This window comes from Mesorhizobium sp. M7A.F.Ca.US.006.01.1.1, from assembly GCF_003997935.1.
GTDB lineage: Bacteria > Pseudomonadota > Alphaproteobacteria > Rhizobiales > Rhizobiaceae > Mesorhizobium.
In genome coordinates, this window is sequence record NZ_RZQL01000063.1 from 14,539 (window position 1) to 29,890 (window position 15,352).

Sequence of the window (15,352 nt, forward strand, 5' to 3'; positions counted from 1 at the left end):
TGATATCCCTTGCTGGGGCCAAAGGGTGCGTTCGGATTGACGCGTCGTGTTGGATTGCACGGTTCTCGACGTCAGCGCCGACCGTGCATCTGCCGCTTAGACCTGCGACGTGACAAAATCAAGACAAGCTCGGAAGCCGCGTCCATGGATCGAATCTAGAGACTGGCGAGGGTGACCTCCAAATCCTCGTATGCGCCGACGAGAGCATCCGCGCCATGTCGCAACAGACCATCGCCATGAGTGCCGGCGCAATGATTGCCAGCGGTAAATCCGATCACGCGCATGCCCGCAGCCTTGCCCGCCAGGACGCCGTTCACGCTGTCCTCGATCACGATGCAATCCCTTGCATGAACGCCCATCGCGCCCGCCGCGTGCAAGAACAGGTCTGGTTCCGGCTTTCCGTTGACGACCATGTCCGATGAAAAAATATGAGGATCGAAAAGGTCGACAAGGCCTGTGTGTTCGAGCTTCCAACGCAATCGGGCGAGCGGCGTGCTCGACGCAACACATTTCGGTGCCGGGAGCCGGCTGATTACATTCCGTGCGTCGGGTAAGGCGGCCAGATCCTTCCGCAAGCGTTCGTTGGTGTAGTCGGCAAGCTGTTCAAAAAAGCGCGGAGAGAGCGGCTTCGCTCGCTCCTGGCCGATTGCTTCGAGCTTCGCCTGCCACATAGCGGGAGACAATCCCATGAAGGCTTGTGTATAGGCGCCCGGTTCGAACGTGATGCCCGCCGCGGTCAGATATTCAAGCTCGGCTGCCTGATATATCTCCTCGCTGTTCACAAGGACGCCGTCACAATCAAATATTATCAGCTTCATAGCCGACACTTGGGCCAGATATCTGGTGGTCGGCTCATCTCCGGGGCGCGTCTATCGGGACTTTGGCAGGATCTGATGCAGCACGATGGCCCAGACCGCGCCGAAGGCGATTGATGAGCCGAGGATGTACTGCACGAGGTCGGGGAGCGTCTTGACGAAATCCGGCGGCGCCATCGTGGCAAACAGCGCCATCAAGATCGGCAGACCGATGACCAGCATGTTCCGCTCGGTCAGGGGTGTACCGCGCACGACGCGGAAACCGTTCATGGCGATGACGACGCAGAGGACGCCGAAAACGCCGCCGATGACCGGCCCCGGTATCGAGGCGATGACCGCCGAAAGCTTGCCGATCAGGCCGAACAGGACCAGGAAGATGCCGGCCGCGGCAAAGGCGGCGCGGCTGGCAATACCGGTGATGGCAATGATGCCGGCATTGGACGAATAGCCTGTCACCGGCGTGCTGCATAGCAGCGCGCTGACCAGGCAGCCGAGGCCTTCTCCAGTGGCGCCCCGGTCGAGTTGCTCGTCCGACAGCGGCTTGTCGATGACGGCGCCGACGGCGAACCAGGTGCCGGTGGTTTCGGCGAGAACGACGATATAGACGATCAGCATTGTCAGTGTCGCCGACAGCGAGAACGTCACGTCGAGATTGAGGAAGGCGATTCGCGGCATGGAAAACCATGTCGCGTCCGCAACGCCCGCCATGTTCAACTGGCCCATGAAGGCGGCGGCCACGCTGCCTGCCACCAGGGCGATGATCACGGACAGCAGGCGAAGCCAGGCGCCCTTCGCGCCAAGTGCCATGCCGGTCAGCATGCAGCCGACGAGGAAAGCAGCGGCGATAAAAGCGAGGACGATGTTGCCGCCGACCGTGGCGGTGCCGTGGACCGCGAACACGCTCTCCTTGAGCGCCACCGGCATCAAGGCGACGCCGACGACGATGATGATCGCACCGCCGACGATGGGCGGTACGAAGCGGTTGACGAGGCGATGGAAGATCCTTGTCGGCGACCCGAGCAGCATGACCAGTATGGCGCCCGGAATGAGCGCTCCGACCACGGCGGAAAGGCCGCCGATGCCGCCGCCCGCTCCGAAGGCGATGGCCAGCACCGCGCCGATCGGGACGAAGGACGGCCCCTGGACGACCGGCAGCCGCATCAAAAGCTGCGACTGGATCAGTGTGGCGATGCCAGCCGCCACGAATGCGGACTGGATGAAGGCGCCGGCATCGCCGACGCTGAAGGTGAGCACCGATGCGATGATGAACGGCACGATATAGACATCCATCGCCAGCACGTGCTGGAGGCCGAGCAGCGCTGCCTTCGCCCATGGCAGCGGATCGTCCGGCTGGGCAATCAATGTGATCTCTGGCGCAATGCGTTCCATCTACGGTTCCCCTTCTGGCCCCTCTAGAAATTCCCGCTCGATCATGGGATCAGTCGGGGTCAAAGGACAGCGGCCATAGCATCTGCCAACTGTTTTTTTGTAGGCCAAGCAGACTGTTAGCCGAACCGGAGCCGAACATGACGACAGAGCCCTTCACGCTGCTCGGCACCGCCTTCCACACGCCCGAACGCGGCAGGCTGGAGGTGCTGAAGGATCATCTGTTCAGCATCGATGCGCAGGGGCGTATCGCGGAGATCCTGGCGCCTGGTCATTCGGAGTACGAGGCCAGGCAGAACGCCGCACGCCAGGCCGGCACGCTGGTTGAGCTTGCCGATGGCCAGTTCCTGCTGCCTGGCCTGATCGACCTGCACATCCATGCGCCGCAATGGCCGCAGATGGGCAAGGCGCTGGATGTGCCGCTTGAAGTCTGGCTGCAGAAATACACCTTTCCGCTCGAAGCGCGCTACGCCGACGTCGACTATGCCCACGAGGTCTATGCCGATCTGGTCGACAATCTGCTGGCCAACGGCACCACCACGGCGCTCTATTTCGCCACGGTCCATGTCGACGCCAGCCTGATGCTTGCCGAGACCTGTCTTGAGAAGGGGCAGCGCGCGGTTGTCGGCAAGGTGGTGATGGATGATCCAGAGCAGTGCCCGCCCTTCTACCGCGATGCCGATGCGGCAAGCGCGGTGTCGGACACCAGACGGTTCATCGAGGCGGTCAAGGCGCTGGATCCGCGCGACAGGCCGCTCGTCAAGCCGGCGATCACACCGCGCTTCATCCCAAGCTGCACGGATGCGGCATTGCAGGGACTGGGCAAGCTGGCAACGGAATTCGGCTGCCACGTGCAGACGCATTGCTCGGAGAGCGACTGGGCAAAGCAGTTCGTCGAGACGCGCTTCGGCCGAACCGATGCGGCAAGCCTTGATGGTTTCGGCCTGCTCACCCGGCACACCATCCTGGCGCATTCGAATTTCATCGATGAGCAGGATATGAACCTCATAGAGGAGAGGGGCGCGGGTGTTGCGCATTGCCCGCTGTCCAATTTCTATTTCGCCAATGCCGCATTTCCGCTGCGCGCGGCACTTGACCGGCACATGCATGTCGGGCTCGGAACCGACATTTCCGGAGGTTACAGCCCGTCACTGTTCGACGGCTGCCGATATGCATTGTCAGCGTCGAGGACGCTGCAAAGCGGTGTGCATGCCGGCCTGCCGCCGGAGCAGCGCGGTGCGCCCGGCGAACCCATCACGCACCAGGAGGCGTTCTGGCTGGCGACCGCCGGCGGTGCGGAAGCACTTGATCTGCCGACGGGCAGTTTTCGCATCGGCTATGAGTTTGACGCGCTGCTGATCGACACCAGCGCCACGGCCTCGAACATTCACATCGGCATGGCCGACGATACGCTTGAGGAGATATTCCAGAAGATCGTGCTCAACGCAGCGCGGGCCAACATCGCCACGGTCTGGGTGAGTGGCCGGAGAGTAGTGGGCAATAGCTGGTTTCCCGGCTAGCCGGAGAGGGCGCTGATCACGCCGCCACGGCGGCGTGACATCCGTCACATCAGGTGTTGAACTTGAACAACAGCACGTCGCCGTCTTGGACAACATACTCCTTGCCTTCGTCGCGCGCCTTGCCGGCTTCCTTGGCCGCCACTTCGCCGCCCAGTGTGACGAAGTCGTTGTAGGCGATGGTCTGGGCGCGGATGAAGCCGCGCTCGAAATCGGTGTGGATGACGCCGGCGGCTTGAGGGGCCTTGTCGCCCTTATGGATGGTCCAGGCGCGCGTCTCTTTCGGCCCGACGGTGAAATAGGTGATGAGGTGCAACAGATCGTAGCCGGCGCGGATCACCTTGTTCAGGCCGGGCTCGTCGAGGCCTAGCGAGGACAGGAATTCCATCTCTTCCTCGTCGGAGAGTTGCGCAACTTCGGCCTCGATCGCGGCCGAGATCACCACGGTGCCGGCGCCTTGCGCCGCAGCCATCTTTTCCACGGCCCTGGTGTGCTCGTTGCCGGTGGCGGCGTCGGCTTCGGCGACGTTGCAGACATAGAGCACGGGATGCGAGGTCAGAAGGTTCAAGCCCTGCAGGATGCGCAAATCTTCCGCCGAGATGCCTTTGAGCAGAACGCGGGTCGGCTTGCCGGCCTGCAACAGTTCGAGCGCTGCCTCCATCATCGGCAGCACGGTGGTCGCTTCCTTGTCCTTGCTGCCGGCGCGCTTGCGGAATTGCACGATGCGGCGCTCGAGGCTGTCGAGGTCGGCGAGCATCAGCTCGGTTTCGACCGTCTCGGCATCGGCCACCGGGTCGATGCGACCCTCGACATGGGTGATGTCGTCATCCTCGAAGCAGCGCAGCACATGCACGATGGCGTCGACCTCGCGGATGTTGGCGAGGAACTGGTTGCCCAGCCCTTCGCCCTTGGAGGCGCCGCGCACCAGGCCGGCAATGTCGACGAAGGAGATGCGGGTCGGGATGATCTCCTTCGACTTGCCGATCGCCGCGATCTTCTGCAGGCGCGGATCGGGCACCGCCACTTCGCCGGTGTTCGGTTCGATGGTGCAGAACGGATAGTTGGCGGCCTGCGCCGCAGCCGTCCTGGTCAACGCGTTGAAAAGCGTCGACTTGCCGACGTTGGGCAAGCCAACGATGCCGCATTTGAAACCCATTTTTATCCGGTCCTATCGGGAAACTCTAAATTTGATCAGGGCTATGGGCGATAGGGGTGATCAACGTCAAGCCCTACGATCCCCTTGAAGCTCAGTCCTTGCCGCCGAACAGCTTCTTCAGCATGGCGGCCATCGGGCCGGATTCCGGCGGCTTGGCGGGCGTCTGCTGCGGCCGTGCCTGGCGGATGTGGCTTTGCTGTTTCTGCGCCGGCTGCTTCGGCGCAGGCTTATCCGGTTCCGCGCCGGCTTTGCCCTGGACGGCGAGGCTGGCCTTGTTCATGAAGCCGGACTCGTCGCCCTTGACGATCATGGCGGCATTGTCGGCGATTGCGTCGAGCAGCGGTTCGAGCCATTCGCGGTCGGCCTTGGCAAAATCGCCGAGCACATGATGCTGGACCATTTCCTTGACGCCGGGATGGCCGACGCCGATGCGGACGCGGCGATAGGCGTTGCCGACATGGCCGTCGATCGAGCGGATGCCGTTGTGGCCGCCGGCGCTGCCGCCGGTCTTGATGCGCAGCTTGCCTTCGGCAAGATCGATCTCGTCATAGAAGACGGTGAGCGCGGAAAGCTCGAGCTTGTAGAAGCGCAGCGCTTCACCGACCGACTGGCCGGACAGGTTCATGAAGGTCTGCGGCTTGATCAGGACGATTTTCTCGCCGCCCAGCGTGCCCTCGGAAATCAGGCCCTGGAACTTCTTCGACCAAGGCGAAAAGGAATGGCGGCGGGCGATTGCGTCCGCCGCCATGAAACCGACATTGTGGCGGTTGTCAGCGTATTTCGCGCCCGGATTGCCGAGGCCTGCAAAGACAAGCATCGTCTACTCCGGGCGGGAAAGAGTTACTTCTCTTCGGCGGCAGGAGCCGCTTCAGGCGCAGCCACTTCAGCCGTCTCTTCCGTCTCCGGCTTCATCGCCGATGAACCGGCAATGGTCGCGATGGTGAAGTCGCGGTCGGAGATCACAGGCTTCACACCAGCCGGCAGCTTGACCGCCGAGATGTGGATCGAGTCGCCAATGTTGGCCCCGGTGAGATCGACGGTGATGAATTCCGGGATCGCATTGGCCGGGCAGTGGAACTCGACTTCGTGACGCACGATGTTGAGCACGCCGCCGCGCTTGATGCCGGGCGACTTGTCCTCGTTGATGAAGTGGACAGGCACGTCGACATTGACCTGAGTGTCCTTGCCGATGCGCAGGAAGTCGACATGGACAGGGAAATCCTTGACCGGGTCGAGCTGGAAGTCCTTCGGCAGGACCTGGATCTTCTTGCCGTCGACATCGATCGTGGCGATCGTGGTCAGGAACCCGCCGCCATGGATCTTGTAGTAGATGTCCTTGTAGGTGAGCGCGATAGCCAGGGGAGGCTGCTTGTCACCATAGATTACTGCAGGCACTTTACCGTTGCGGCGAACTGCACGGGCGGACCCCTTACCGACCTGTTCGCGTGCTTCGGCCTTGAGCTCGTAAGTGTCGTGGCTCATGGCATTTCCTTTCGGTTTGTTCTGGAGCGCTCACGGTTGGCAGAGCCTGGACCGTAAACGTAGAAAGCCGCCGGGTGAGGCGGCCTTCCGCCGCGTTGCCTCCAAGGGTGTCTACGCGGGTGGCGGCTCTATAGCGGAAGGCGGCCGGAGGCGCAAGCCAAAGGCATGTCCACCGGCGCAGCCAAGGCGGGTGTGCTATCCGCGCTTTTCGATGACGGCGTAGAGCACGTTGCGGTTCTCGCCAAAGAACACCTGCGCCTCGACGGCGTTGCGGTCGACGCTGGCATTGACGATGTTCCACATGTCAACCTCCGACCGCAGCAGCAGCACCCAGTCCATGAACGTCTCCCGGTACCCGGCGTCAGGGGTGCCCTCGGCGTAGTTCGCGAACAGAAAGGTTCCGTTCGGCTTCAACATCTGCAGGCAGGTCTTCGTGAGTTTCACGGCAACGTTGTGGGCGAGGTAGTCGTAAAGACCGGAGGCGTAGATGAAATCAAACTTCCCGAGCTTATGGCCCCTCGTGAGCACGGTTCGCACCGAGCCATCGATGGCCTCAATCGCCGTGCCCTGGAAGTCGCGCGCGATCAGCCCAACGCTCTGGGGATCCTGGTCGAGGGCTACCCAACGCTTGAGACGGCCCTCCGCCAACGCGACCGAGCGATTGGCCTCGCGCAAATGGCCGGCCGCGATCGCCAGGACCTCGGTTTGCAGTCCGTTCTTGGCCGCAATCTCATCGACATATCGGGTCAGGAGGTCGCGTCGTTCCCGTGCAGCGACGCATGACGGTACGTTCTGGGTATGGCTATAGAGTGCTTTGCCGACCTCCGAGGCGTTCGCCACGCTCTCTGCCACGTGCGGGTCGCAATAGATGTAGTCGAGCAACTGCGCGTCGCCGGAATAGCCCCTGGGCTTGGTGAAGGACCAGTGCGTCAGCGGATCCTCGAGAAAATACTTCAGGATCGGATGGTTCTGCGCGACCGGTATCAATGCATGCCAGACGTCGGGATGAACCTTGGAATGCAGGCCATTCAGGTAGGACAGCAAGCGGCCGACGATCTCGGCCGGGTTCTTGTCCTGTTCGACCTGCTGCTGTGTGGCGTGAAGAATGAGGGCAAGCTCTGCGCGAGCGGTTTCGAACGCTTCGCCATGATGCTCGAGCTTTCCTCGTGGCAGCGTGCCGGCGAGCATCTCGGCAGTAATCAAGCTTTTGCCATCAAGAACGGTCTGCACGCCATCACTCCATAGTTAACAGTCGGTTAACTTATTGCGTAGAATGCTCCCTTTGCCAATGTCGGGCCAACAGCATTTTATCGTTATGATTAATTTCCCGCAAACCATGTTCCTCTTTAGACGGCTTCCGGCCCGAATTCCGGGTTCGAGTTAACGGAAACTTGTCTTGCGCGATTGCATTTGTTTGCCCGGCGTCGCAATCGCCGTCGCGTCCCAAGGAGCCGGCCCGCGTGGGGGCAGAAGCTGGAAATGAGTTCGGAAAACAAAATCCCTTTCAAACGGGGTCTATTGTGATGAACGAACACCTGTCATCCGTATTGGTCGATGCGGTTGATGCGGAGCCGTACGAGCCGCGCTACGAACTGGGGGCCGACGAGCTTCGCACCCTTTACCGCACGGAAGCCCGGGCGACGCGAAGAGGAGAAGCCAGGCCAGGGCTCTGGATTGCGGTGGCCATCTATCTCTTGTTTTCGGCAACCGATCTGCTGCTGATCCCGGATGTGGCCGCCTATACGATCACGGCGCGCTTCGCGGTTGGCTTGAGCGCGCTTTTGATCCTCGAAGCACAGCTTCGCCACGGGGTCGGGACGGAATGGCTCGACGTGACCTGCGCCGGGGCCATCATCTTTGGCTATGTCGGCTGGTTGTGCCCAGCCGTTCTGGGCGCGGACAAGGAAAGCGTCTCCTATTATATGGTCTTCGGGACCATATTCATGATGAGTGCCAATCTTTTTTTCACCTTCAATTTCAAACTTTCTATCGTAACCTCGGCAATAATATTGTGTATACTTTACATCGTAAATTACTTCGTTCCTTCAACCCTTACATACAAAATGGTATTTGGGGCTTTCTATATATCTTGTTTCACATTCACTTCGTATGTGAACTGGAAACTGAATGAGGAACGCTACAACGTCTTCCTGAACGCTCTGGAAGCCAAGATCCAGCACAATGAGGCGACCGAACGCGGCAAGGCCTTGCTGAGGTTGTCGCGGACCGATCCGCTGACGGGTCTGGAGAACCGGCGTGCGATCGACGAGAAGCTGCGGGACTATTGGAGCGATTGGCAAAAGGTCGGCACCAGTTTCGGGGCAATCCTCATCGACGTGGATTTTTTCAAGAAATTCAATGACTGCTACGGCCATCAGGAAGGCGACCGCTGCCTGATCCATGTCGCCAATGCGCTTAGCGATATGATCAAACAGTACAACGGCTCCATCGGTCGCTATGGCGGCGAAGAGTTCATCGTCCTGGCTCGCATGGAGAAAAAAGAGCAGATCCTGGATATAGCGGAAGCCATTTGCAGCACGGTGGAGAACCTGGCTCTGACGCACGAACTGCGGCGCGACGGCGTCTCGATCGTAACGGTGAGCGTTGGCGCCGCATTCACCAGGACGCAGACCGGGGCCAAGCTGGAGAAGATCATCCACGAGGCCGATCGCGCTCTCTATCTGGCAAAAGCCGGCGGTCGAAACTGTGCCCGGCTGTTCGATCCAACCGACCCGCAAAGCAGCGACGAGAGCGAGAACATTGCGGCCTTGCTGAAGATCGCGATCGGCCAGAATCTCGTTTCACTCGTTTACCAGCCCATCCAGGACGTCAAATCGGACCGGGTTGAAGCGGTAGAGGCTCTGATGCGCCTCAAGATGCTGGACGGCACATCGGTTCCGCCGAGCCTGTTCATTCCCGTCGCCGAGCGGACCGGCGCGATCCTGGAACTCGGGCGCTGGGCGATAAGGACGGTGTGCGCCGAGCTCCTGGCGGATGACCACGTCCGTGTCGTCAGTGTCAACGTCTCTCCGATCCAGCTCAAGACACCGGGCTTCGCAACGTCCGTCGCGACCATTCTGGGCGAGACCGGCGTCGCCGGCAGCAGGCTGGCCTTCGAGATCACCGAAGGGCTGGAGATGGAGATGCACTCCGACATTCTGCGCTGCATCAGCGATCTGAAGCTGCTCGGCATCAAGATCTGGCTTGATGATTTCGGGACCGGCTTTGCGGGCCTTTCGTGGCTTCGCCTGATCGATTTCGATACGGTGAAGATCGACCGCTCGTTTCTGCACGACTGCAGCTCCCCGAGCGGCAAGGCGATGCTGCAGGACATTATCACCCTGGTTCGAAATCGCGGCCACAAGATCCTGGTCGAAGGGGTGGAAACCGACGAGCAGATGGCTCTTATGCGCGAATTCGGCATAGACAAGATCCAGGGCTTCCATGTCGGCCGTCCCGCTCCCGCCGTCAGTTTCCAGGCAAAGCGGGCCATGCGCAAACGGTCATTTGCCGTGCTCAAGTCCGCATGATTGCGGTGCGGCGTTTGGCGTAGCCGCCGTCAAAAGCCGCGCTGACTACCATCAACCCATGACAGGGCCGAACAGCTACGCGAGGGCTGTGTGGGCTACCGGTCGCCGGTCAACGCGTTGCGTAGCGCCTGGATCTGCCGGTTCAAGGCATCGAGCTCGGCCAGCTTCATGCCCGAGCGCTCAATCAAGGTCTCGTTCAGGCAGTTGCATTGCACCAGCAGCCCGCGCCCGGCTGATGTCAGATCGACCTGCACCTGGCGTTCGTCGGTCTGGCTGCGCTGGCGGGTCACCAGCCCGGCCTGCTCCATTCGCTTCACCAGCGGCGTGACGGTGCTCGATTCCAGAGCGAGCCTGTGGGCGATGGTGCCGACCGACATGCCGTCGGCCTCTCCAAGTGCGTTCAGTACCAGGTATTGCGGATAGGTGATGCCCATCTCGTCCAGCATCGGCTTGTAGGTGCGGTTGATCGCCATGCTGGTGGCATAGAGCGTGAAACAGAGCTGATTGTCCAACGGGAGAGGCACGGCGCATTCCTTTTGCCAATATGGGCATCAATTCGATACCACGAAAAATGATATCGCGATACATATTTTTGTGGACAAGGGTTTTGGGCCGCGTTAGCTATATCGTTATCGCGATATTGTTTATCGCGGAAATAACCAGAAGGAGATTGAGATGACCTCGCAAACCAAGCCCAGCTCCGGCAGCGGTACGATCACCACCAAGGACGGAACGCAGATTTACTACAAGGACTGGGGGGCCGGGCAGCCTGTCGTCTTTCATCACGGCTGGCCGTTGAGCAGCGACGATTGGGACGCCCAGATGCTGTTTTTCCTGTCACAGGGCTACCGTGTCATTGCCCATGATCGCCGAGGCCACGGTCGCTCAACCCAGACGGATATCGGCAACGAGATGGATACCTATGCAGCCGATGTGGCGGAACTTGCCACCCATCTGGGTCTCAAGAACGCCATTCATGTCGGCCATTCGACCGGCGGCGGCGAAGTGGCACGTTATGTCGCTCAATATGGCGCCGGAGGCCGTGTTGCCAAGGCGGTGCTGATCGGCGCGGTGCCGCCAATCATGCTCAAGACCGCAGCCAATCCCGACGGCTTGCCAATCGAGGTTTTCGATGGCTTCCGCTCCGCCCAGGCTGCCAATCGCGCCCAGTTCTTCCGCGACGTTCCGGCCGGTCCGTTCTACGGCTTCAATCGCCCCGGTGCGGAGGTATCGCAGGGCGTCATCGACAATTGGTGGCGCCAAGGCATGATGGGCGGCACCAAGGCGCATTATGATTGTATCGAGGCCTTCTCGGAAACCGACTTCACCGAGGATCTGAAGGCGATCGACGTGCCGGTGCTGGTCATGCACGGCGACGACGACCAGATCGTTCCCATCGCCGACTCGGCGCTGCTGACGATCAAGCTGCTCAAGAAGGGCGAGCTCAAGGTCTACAAGGGCTTTCCGCACGGCATGGCCACGACCCACGCGGACGTCATCAACGCCGACCTGCTGGCCTTCTTCAAGGCTTAGGCCTTTCCGAAGAGACTACAAAGCACCCGGCCCTCAGGCGGGTGCTTTGTGGGTTCAGACCCGCCTGATCTAGGCGGCTGCCTGCGCCTTGCGTGCTTCCTTCATGTTCGGCAGGAACACGGTCAGCAATCCAAGGAACGGCAAATACGAGCAGATCTGGAAGACATAATCGATGCCCTTCATGTCGGCGACGACGCCGAGCACGGCCGCCGCGATGCCGCCCATGCCGAAGGCGAAGCCGAAGAAGATGCCGGCGATCATGCCGACGCGGCCCGGCACGAGTTCCTGCGCAAAGACGACGATGTTGGAGAAGGCCGAGGACAGGATCAGCCCGATCAGCACCGTCAGCACCATCGTCCATTCCAGATTGGCGTAGGGCAGGGCGAGCGTGAAGGGCAGCACGCCGACAATGGAGAACCAGATCATCGCCTTCTGCCCGTAGCGGTCGCCGAACGGGCCGCCGAGCAGGATGCCCAGCGCCGAGGCACCGAGAAACAGGAACAGCATGACTTGGCTCATCTGCACCGAAACGCCGAACTTATGCATGGAATAGAAGGTGTAGTAGCTGGCGAGGCTGGCGATGTAGGCATTCTTGCTCAGCACCAGCAGTGTCAGCACGATCAATGCATTCATCACCTTGCGGCGCGGGAAGGGCGAAACGAAGCTTGCCGCCTTGCGGGTCCCCTGCGCGGCACGCAGCCGGCTGTACCAGCCGCCGACCTGCCACAAAACGATGATGCCGATCAGCGAGCCGACGGCGAACCAGGAAATGCTGGTCTGGCCGAACGGCACGACGATGAAGGCCGCCAGCAGCGGCCCCATGGACTGGCCGAAATTGCCGCCCACCTGGAACAGCGACTGCGCCAGGCCGAAGCGGCCGCCGGAGGCGAAGCGGGCGATGCGCGAGGATTCCGGATGGAAGATCGCCGAGCCGATGCCGATCAGCGAGGCGCCGATCAGCAGCAGCGAATAATGCCCGGCATAGGCGAGCACGATCAGACCGATCAGCGACGACGCCATGCCGTAGGGCAGCGAATAGGGCATAGGCCGTTTGTCGGTGATCATGCCGATCACAGGCTGCAGCAGCGATGCCGTCACCTGGAAGGTGAAGGTCAACAAGCCGATCTGCCAGAAATCGAGGCCATAATTCTCTTTCAGGAGCGGGTAAATGGCCGATAGCAGCGACTGCATGATGTCGTTGATGCAGTGGCAGAAGCTCACCGCCAGGATGACGGTGAAGGCCGTCGCCTGGGCTGAGGCGTGACTGGCGCTCGCCGGTGGGGCGACGCTGGCGGCTGTCGTATCGGTCAAGGTAGGCTCCGTGGTCTTTTTGGCGGGCACACCCGCAGGCAGTTGACGGACGCTCCTGCGGCCGCCTTGTCGGACGCTCCTGTGGAGCGCCTGGGGACGGTGCCTTATAAGCCGCTTGCGACACGACTTCTTTCGTGGTTTGGTCCAATAGTTTCGCAAGTGGGCCATATCGGATGCCGCACGGCAAAGAAGTTTTTCACGCTGGCAATGCCAATCTCGGCCAGTTGCACGAGAGCCGCTGGCAGTGGCTTGAGCAAGTGGCCGGGCCGGCGGTGGCATTGCCGACCGAATATCCGGACGGCTACCGCGTGCCACAGCACCGCCACAGCCGCAGCCAGCTCTTGCATGCGCTTGTCGGCGTGGTGCTGGTGACGACGCGCTACGGGCGCTGGATGGTGCCGCCCGACCACGCGATGTGGATTCCAGCCGGCACCGAGCATTCCGTCGAGATGCTGGGCGATGTCTCGATGCGTTCGGTCTATGTCATGCCACAGGCGATCCCCGGGCTGCCCGAAGGCTTGCGCGTCGTCGGCGTCACCGACCTGATGCACAGCCTGATCGTGGAATCGGAAAAGCTGCCGCAAGGCGGCGTTCTGGAAGGACGCGGTGGGCTGATCATGAACCTTTTGCTGCACGAAATCCCGACCTTGCCGGAACGGCCTCTCGGGCTGCCATTCCCGTCCGATCCAAGGCTGTCGGCGCTGTGCCGGCGCTTCGTCGCAGCACCATCGCCGCACGCGACGATCGATGAGTGGGCCGATGCAGCCGGCATGAGCCGGCGTTCGTTCACGCGCGCCTTCCAGCGCCAGACCGGCCTGTCGCTGTCGACATGGCGCCAGCAGGCCTGCCTGTTCGCGGCGCTGCCCAGGTTGGCGGACGGCGAGCCGATCACCAGGGTGGCGCTTGATCTCGGCTATGACAGCGTGCCGGCCTTCATCACCATGTTCAAGCGCATGCTGGGTGCATCGCCGCGCGGCTACATGCGTGGCGCACGCGAAAGCGTGGAAATCGCCCGTCGCCTGATCGGCCCGGTTCGGTTGGAAAGCCCTGCGCCGTAGCGGAAGCTGCTGTTCTAGTCGAACAGGCTGGACACCGATTCCTCGGTTGCCGTGCGCGAAATGGCTTCGCCCATCAGGTCGGCGATCGAGATGACGCGGATGTTGGGGGCGTCGAGCACGCCCTGCGTCGGCTGGATGGAATCGGTGATCACCAGTTCCTGCAGCTTCGAGCCGCTGATGCGGGCGACAGCGCCGCCCGACAGTACGCCGTGGGTGATGTAGGCGGTGACGCTGGTGGCGCCGTTGGCCAGCAGCGCATCGGCGGCGTTGCACAGCGTACCGCCGGAATCGACGATGTCGTCGATCAGCAGGCAATCCTTGCCGGCGACCGCGCCGATGATGTTCATGACTTCCGATTCGCCGGGCCGCTCACGGCGCTTGTCGACGATGGCCAGTTGCGCGTCGAAGCGCTTGGCCAGGGCACGGGCGCGGACCACACCGCCGATGTCGGGCGAGACCACCACGACGTTGCCGAGCTGCTTGTATTTGGCCTTCACATCCCGGGCCATGACCGGCACGGAAAACAGATTGTCGGTCGGGATGTCGAAAAAGCCCTGGATCTGGCCGGCATGCAGGTCGAGCGTCAAAACGCGATCGACGCCGGCGCGGGTGATCATGTTGGCGACGAGCTTGGCCGAGATCGGCGTGCGGCCGGAAGCGCGGCGGTCCTGCCTGGCGTAGCCGAAATAGGGGATCACCGCCGTGATGCGCTTGGCCGACGAGCGCATGAAGGCATCGATCATGATGAGCAGTTCCATCAAATGATCGTTGGTCGGAAACGAGGTCGACTGCAGGATGAAGACATCCTCGCCGCGCACGTTTTCCTGGATTTCGACGAAGATTTCCTGGTCGGCGAAGCGCCTGACCGTGGCTTTGCCCAGCGGGACGTTGAGGTACCGGGCGACCGCTTCGGCCAGCACCCTGTTGGAATTGCCCGCGAAGAGTTTCATGCACGGTTCCTGGTGGAGGATGGAAAGACCTGACGGACTCGCCTGCGCCCTTTAACCGGGCTTTTAGCGGCCCGCGCCGGTATTGCAAGCGCCGAGATCGGGAATCCGCCGGCTAAACTCAAGAAAGCTCCGAACCATCACCGGCCTGCAACATTTCAGCCCGCCTTGCCGCCGAGCCAGGCCGCGAATTGGTCGATGGTCTGGTCGGCGATCGCCTGCATGGTGGCCGGCGAGACCCCCTTCCAGCTGTCGCCGCCCGCGCTGGCGCCGGAATTGACCGACGGGGCCTTCTGCTGGCCATTGATGCGGTGCAGCCGGTTGCCGGCGGGGTCATAGACGTCCCAGACATAGATGACGGTGGTGTCGGCGCCTTCCGACATCGTCGAGAAATAGCCCTTCAGCACATGTGTCACCGTCTGGTCGGCGCTGCCGGCGAGCGTGATGCCGCGCTGCCTGGCACGGGTCTGCAACTCCGCCGTCAGAGGTGTCGCGGCTTCCACCGAAGCGCCGACGATCGGCGCGATCTGCAGGCGGGTCTTCGACAGGATGGCCGCGCTTTGGGCTGATGTGACCGGTGCGGCGGTGGTTTCGGGAGCGCCCCCCCTGCTGGTGGC

At 61.7% G+C, this 15,352-nt stretch carries 14 protein-coding genes; 4 read left to right on the forward strand and 10 right to left on the reverse strand.

The window, feature by feature from the left end:
• Positions 1–155: 155 nt before the first annotated feature.
• Positions 156–818, reverse strand: coding sequence for an HAD family phosphatase (locus tag EN943_RS13430; protein ID WP_127412962.1), 663 nt, complete (start codon positions 816–818; stop codon positions 156–158).
• A gap of 51 nt (positions 819–869) precedes the next feature.
• Positions 870–2,204 carry a solute carrier family 23 protein gene (locus tag EN943_RS13435; protein WP_127412963.1) on the reverse strand — a complete coding sequence of 445 codons (1,335 nt, stop codon included), beginning with the start codon at positions 2,202–2,204 and terminating at the stop codon, positions 870–872.
• Between the two features lie 137 nt (positions 2,205–2,341).
• Here EN943_RS13435 and guaD point away from each other — a divergent pair, with 137 nt between their 5' ends.
• Positions 2,342–3,721 carry a guanine deaminase gene (gene guaD, locus EN943_RS13440; protein ID WP_127412964.1) on the forward strand — a complete coding sequence of 460 codons (1,380 nt, stop codon included), beginning with the start codon at positions 2,342–2,344 and terminating at the stop codon, positions 3,719–3,721.
• 49 nt (positions 3,722–3,770) lie between these two features.
• Here guaD and ychF read toward each other — a convergent pair whose 3' ends face one another.
• The 4 genes from ychF to EN943_RS13460 form a co-directional block, all read right to left on the reverse strand.
• Entirely contained in the window at positions 3,771–4,874 is a 1,104-nt protein-coding gene (gene ychF / locus EN943_RS13445; RefSeq protein ID WP_127412965.1) for a redox-regulated ATPase YchF, read from the reverse strand.
• Between the two features lie 91 nt (positions 4,875–4,965).
• Positions 4,966–5,691: an aminoacyl-tRNA hydrolase gene (gene pth / locus EN943_RS13450; protein ID WP_127412966.1), complete on the reverse strand. Its 726-nt coding sequence runs from the start codon at positions 5,689–5,691 to the stop codon at positions 4,966–4,968.
• A gap of 23 nt (positions 5,692–5,714) precedes the next feature.
• Positions 5,715–6,356 (reverse strand): 50S ribosomal protein L25/general stress protein Ctc, encoded by a 642-nt coding sequence (locus EN943_RS13455; RefSeq protein ID WP_127412967.1) that lies wholly within the window; start codon positions 6,354–6,356, stop codon positions 5,715–5,717.
• A 195-nt stretch (positions 6,357–6,551) separates the two neighbouring features.
• Positions 6,552–7,586 (reverse strand): class I SAM-dependent methyltransferase, encoded by a 1,035-nt coding sequence (locus EN943_RS13460; protein WP_127412968.1) that lies wholly within the window; start codon positions 7,584–7,586, stop codon positions 6,552–6,554.
• A 293-nt stretch (positions 7,587–7,879) separates the two neighbouring features.
• Between EN943_RS13460 and EN943_RS13465 the strand changes: the two genes are divergently transcribed.
• Positions 7,880–9,886, forward strand: a complete 2,007-nt coding sequence (locus tag EN943_RS13465) for an EAL domain-containing protein (RefSeq protein ID WP_127412973.1) — start codon at positions 7,880–7,882, stop codon at positions 9,884–9,886.
• Positions 9,887–9,981: 95 nt separating this feature from the next.
• Here the strand turns inward: EN943_RS13465 and EN943_RS13470 are convergent, their stop codons facing one another.
• Positions 9,982–10,410, reverse strand: coding sequence for a MarR family transcriptional regulator (locus EN943_RS13470; RefSeq protein ID WP_127412969.1), 429 nt, complete (start codon positions 10,408–10,410; stop codon positions 9,982–9,984).
• A gap of 151 nt (positions 10,411–10,561) precedes the next feature.
• On the opposite strand from EN943_RS13470, the gene EN943_RS13475 reads away from it, so the two are divergent.
• Positions 10,562–11,419: an alpha/beta hydrolase gene (locus EN943_RS13475; protein ID WP_127412970.1), complete on the forward strand. Its 858-nt coding sequence runs from the start codon at positions 10,562–10,564 to the stop codon at positions 11,417–11,419.
• Positions 11,420–11,488: 69 nt separating this feature from the next.
• Here the strand turns inward: EN943_RS13475 and EN943_RS13480 are convergent, their stop codons facing one another.
• Positions 11,489–12,730, reverse strand: coding sequence for an MFS transporter (locus EN943_RS13480; protein ID WP_164778187.1), 1,242 nt, complete (start codon positions 12,728–12,730; stop codon positions 11,489–11,491).
• A 173-nt stretch (positions 12,731–12,903) separates the two neighbouring features.
• Between EN943_RS13480 and EN943_RS13485 the strand changes: the two genes are divergently transcribed.
• Positions 12,904–13,788 carry a helix-turn-helix transcriptional regulator gene (locus EN943_RS13485; protein WP_127412971.1) on the forward strand — a complete coding sequence of 295 codons (885 nt, stop codon included), beginning with the start codon at positions 12,904–12,906 and terminating at the stop codon, positions 13,786–13,788.
• Positions 13,789–13,802: 14 nt separating this feature from the next.
• Here the strand turns inward: EN943_RS13485 and EN943_RS13490 are convergent, their stop codons facing one another.
• The gene (locus EN943_RS13490; protein WP_013530002.1) at positions 13,803–14,738 is read right to left on the reverse strand and encodes a ribose-phosphate pyrophosphokinase; all 936 of its coding nucleotides are present in this window, start codon (positions 14,736–14,738) and stop codon (positions 13,803–13,805) included.
• 155 nt (positions 14,739–14,893) lie between these two features.
• The coding region (locus EN943_RS13495; RefSeq protein WP_127412972.1) for a hypothetical protein at positions 14,894–15,352 on the reverse strand (459 nt) is incomplete at its 5' end.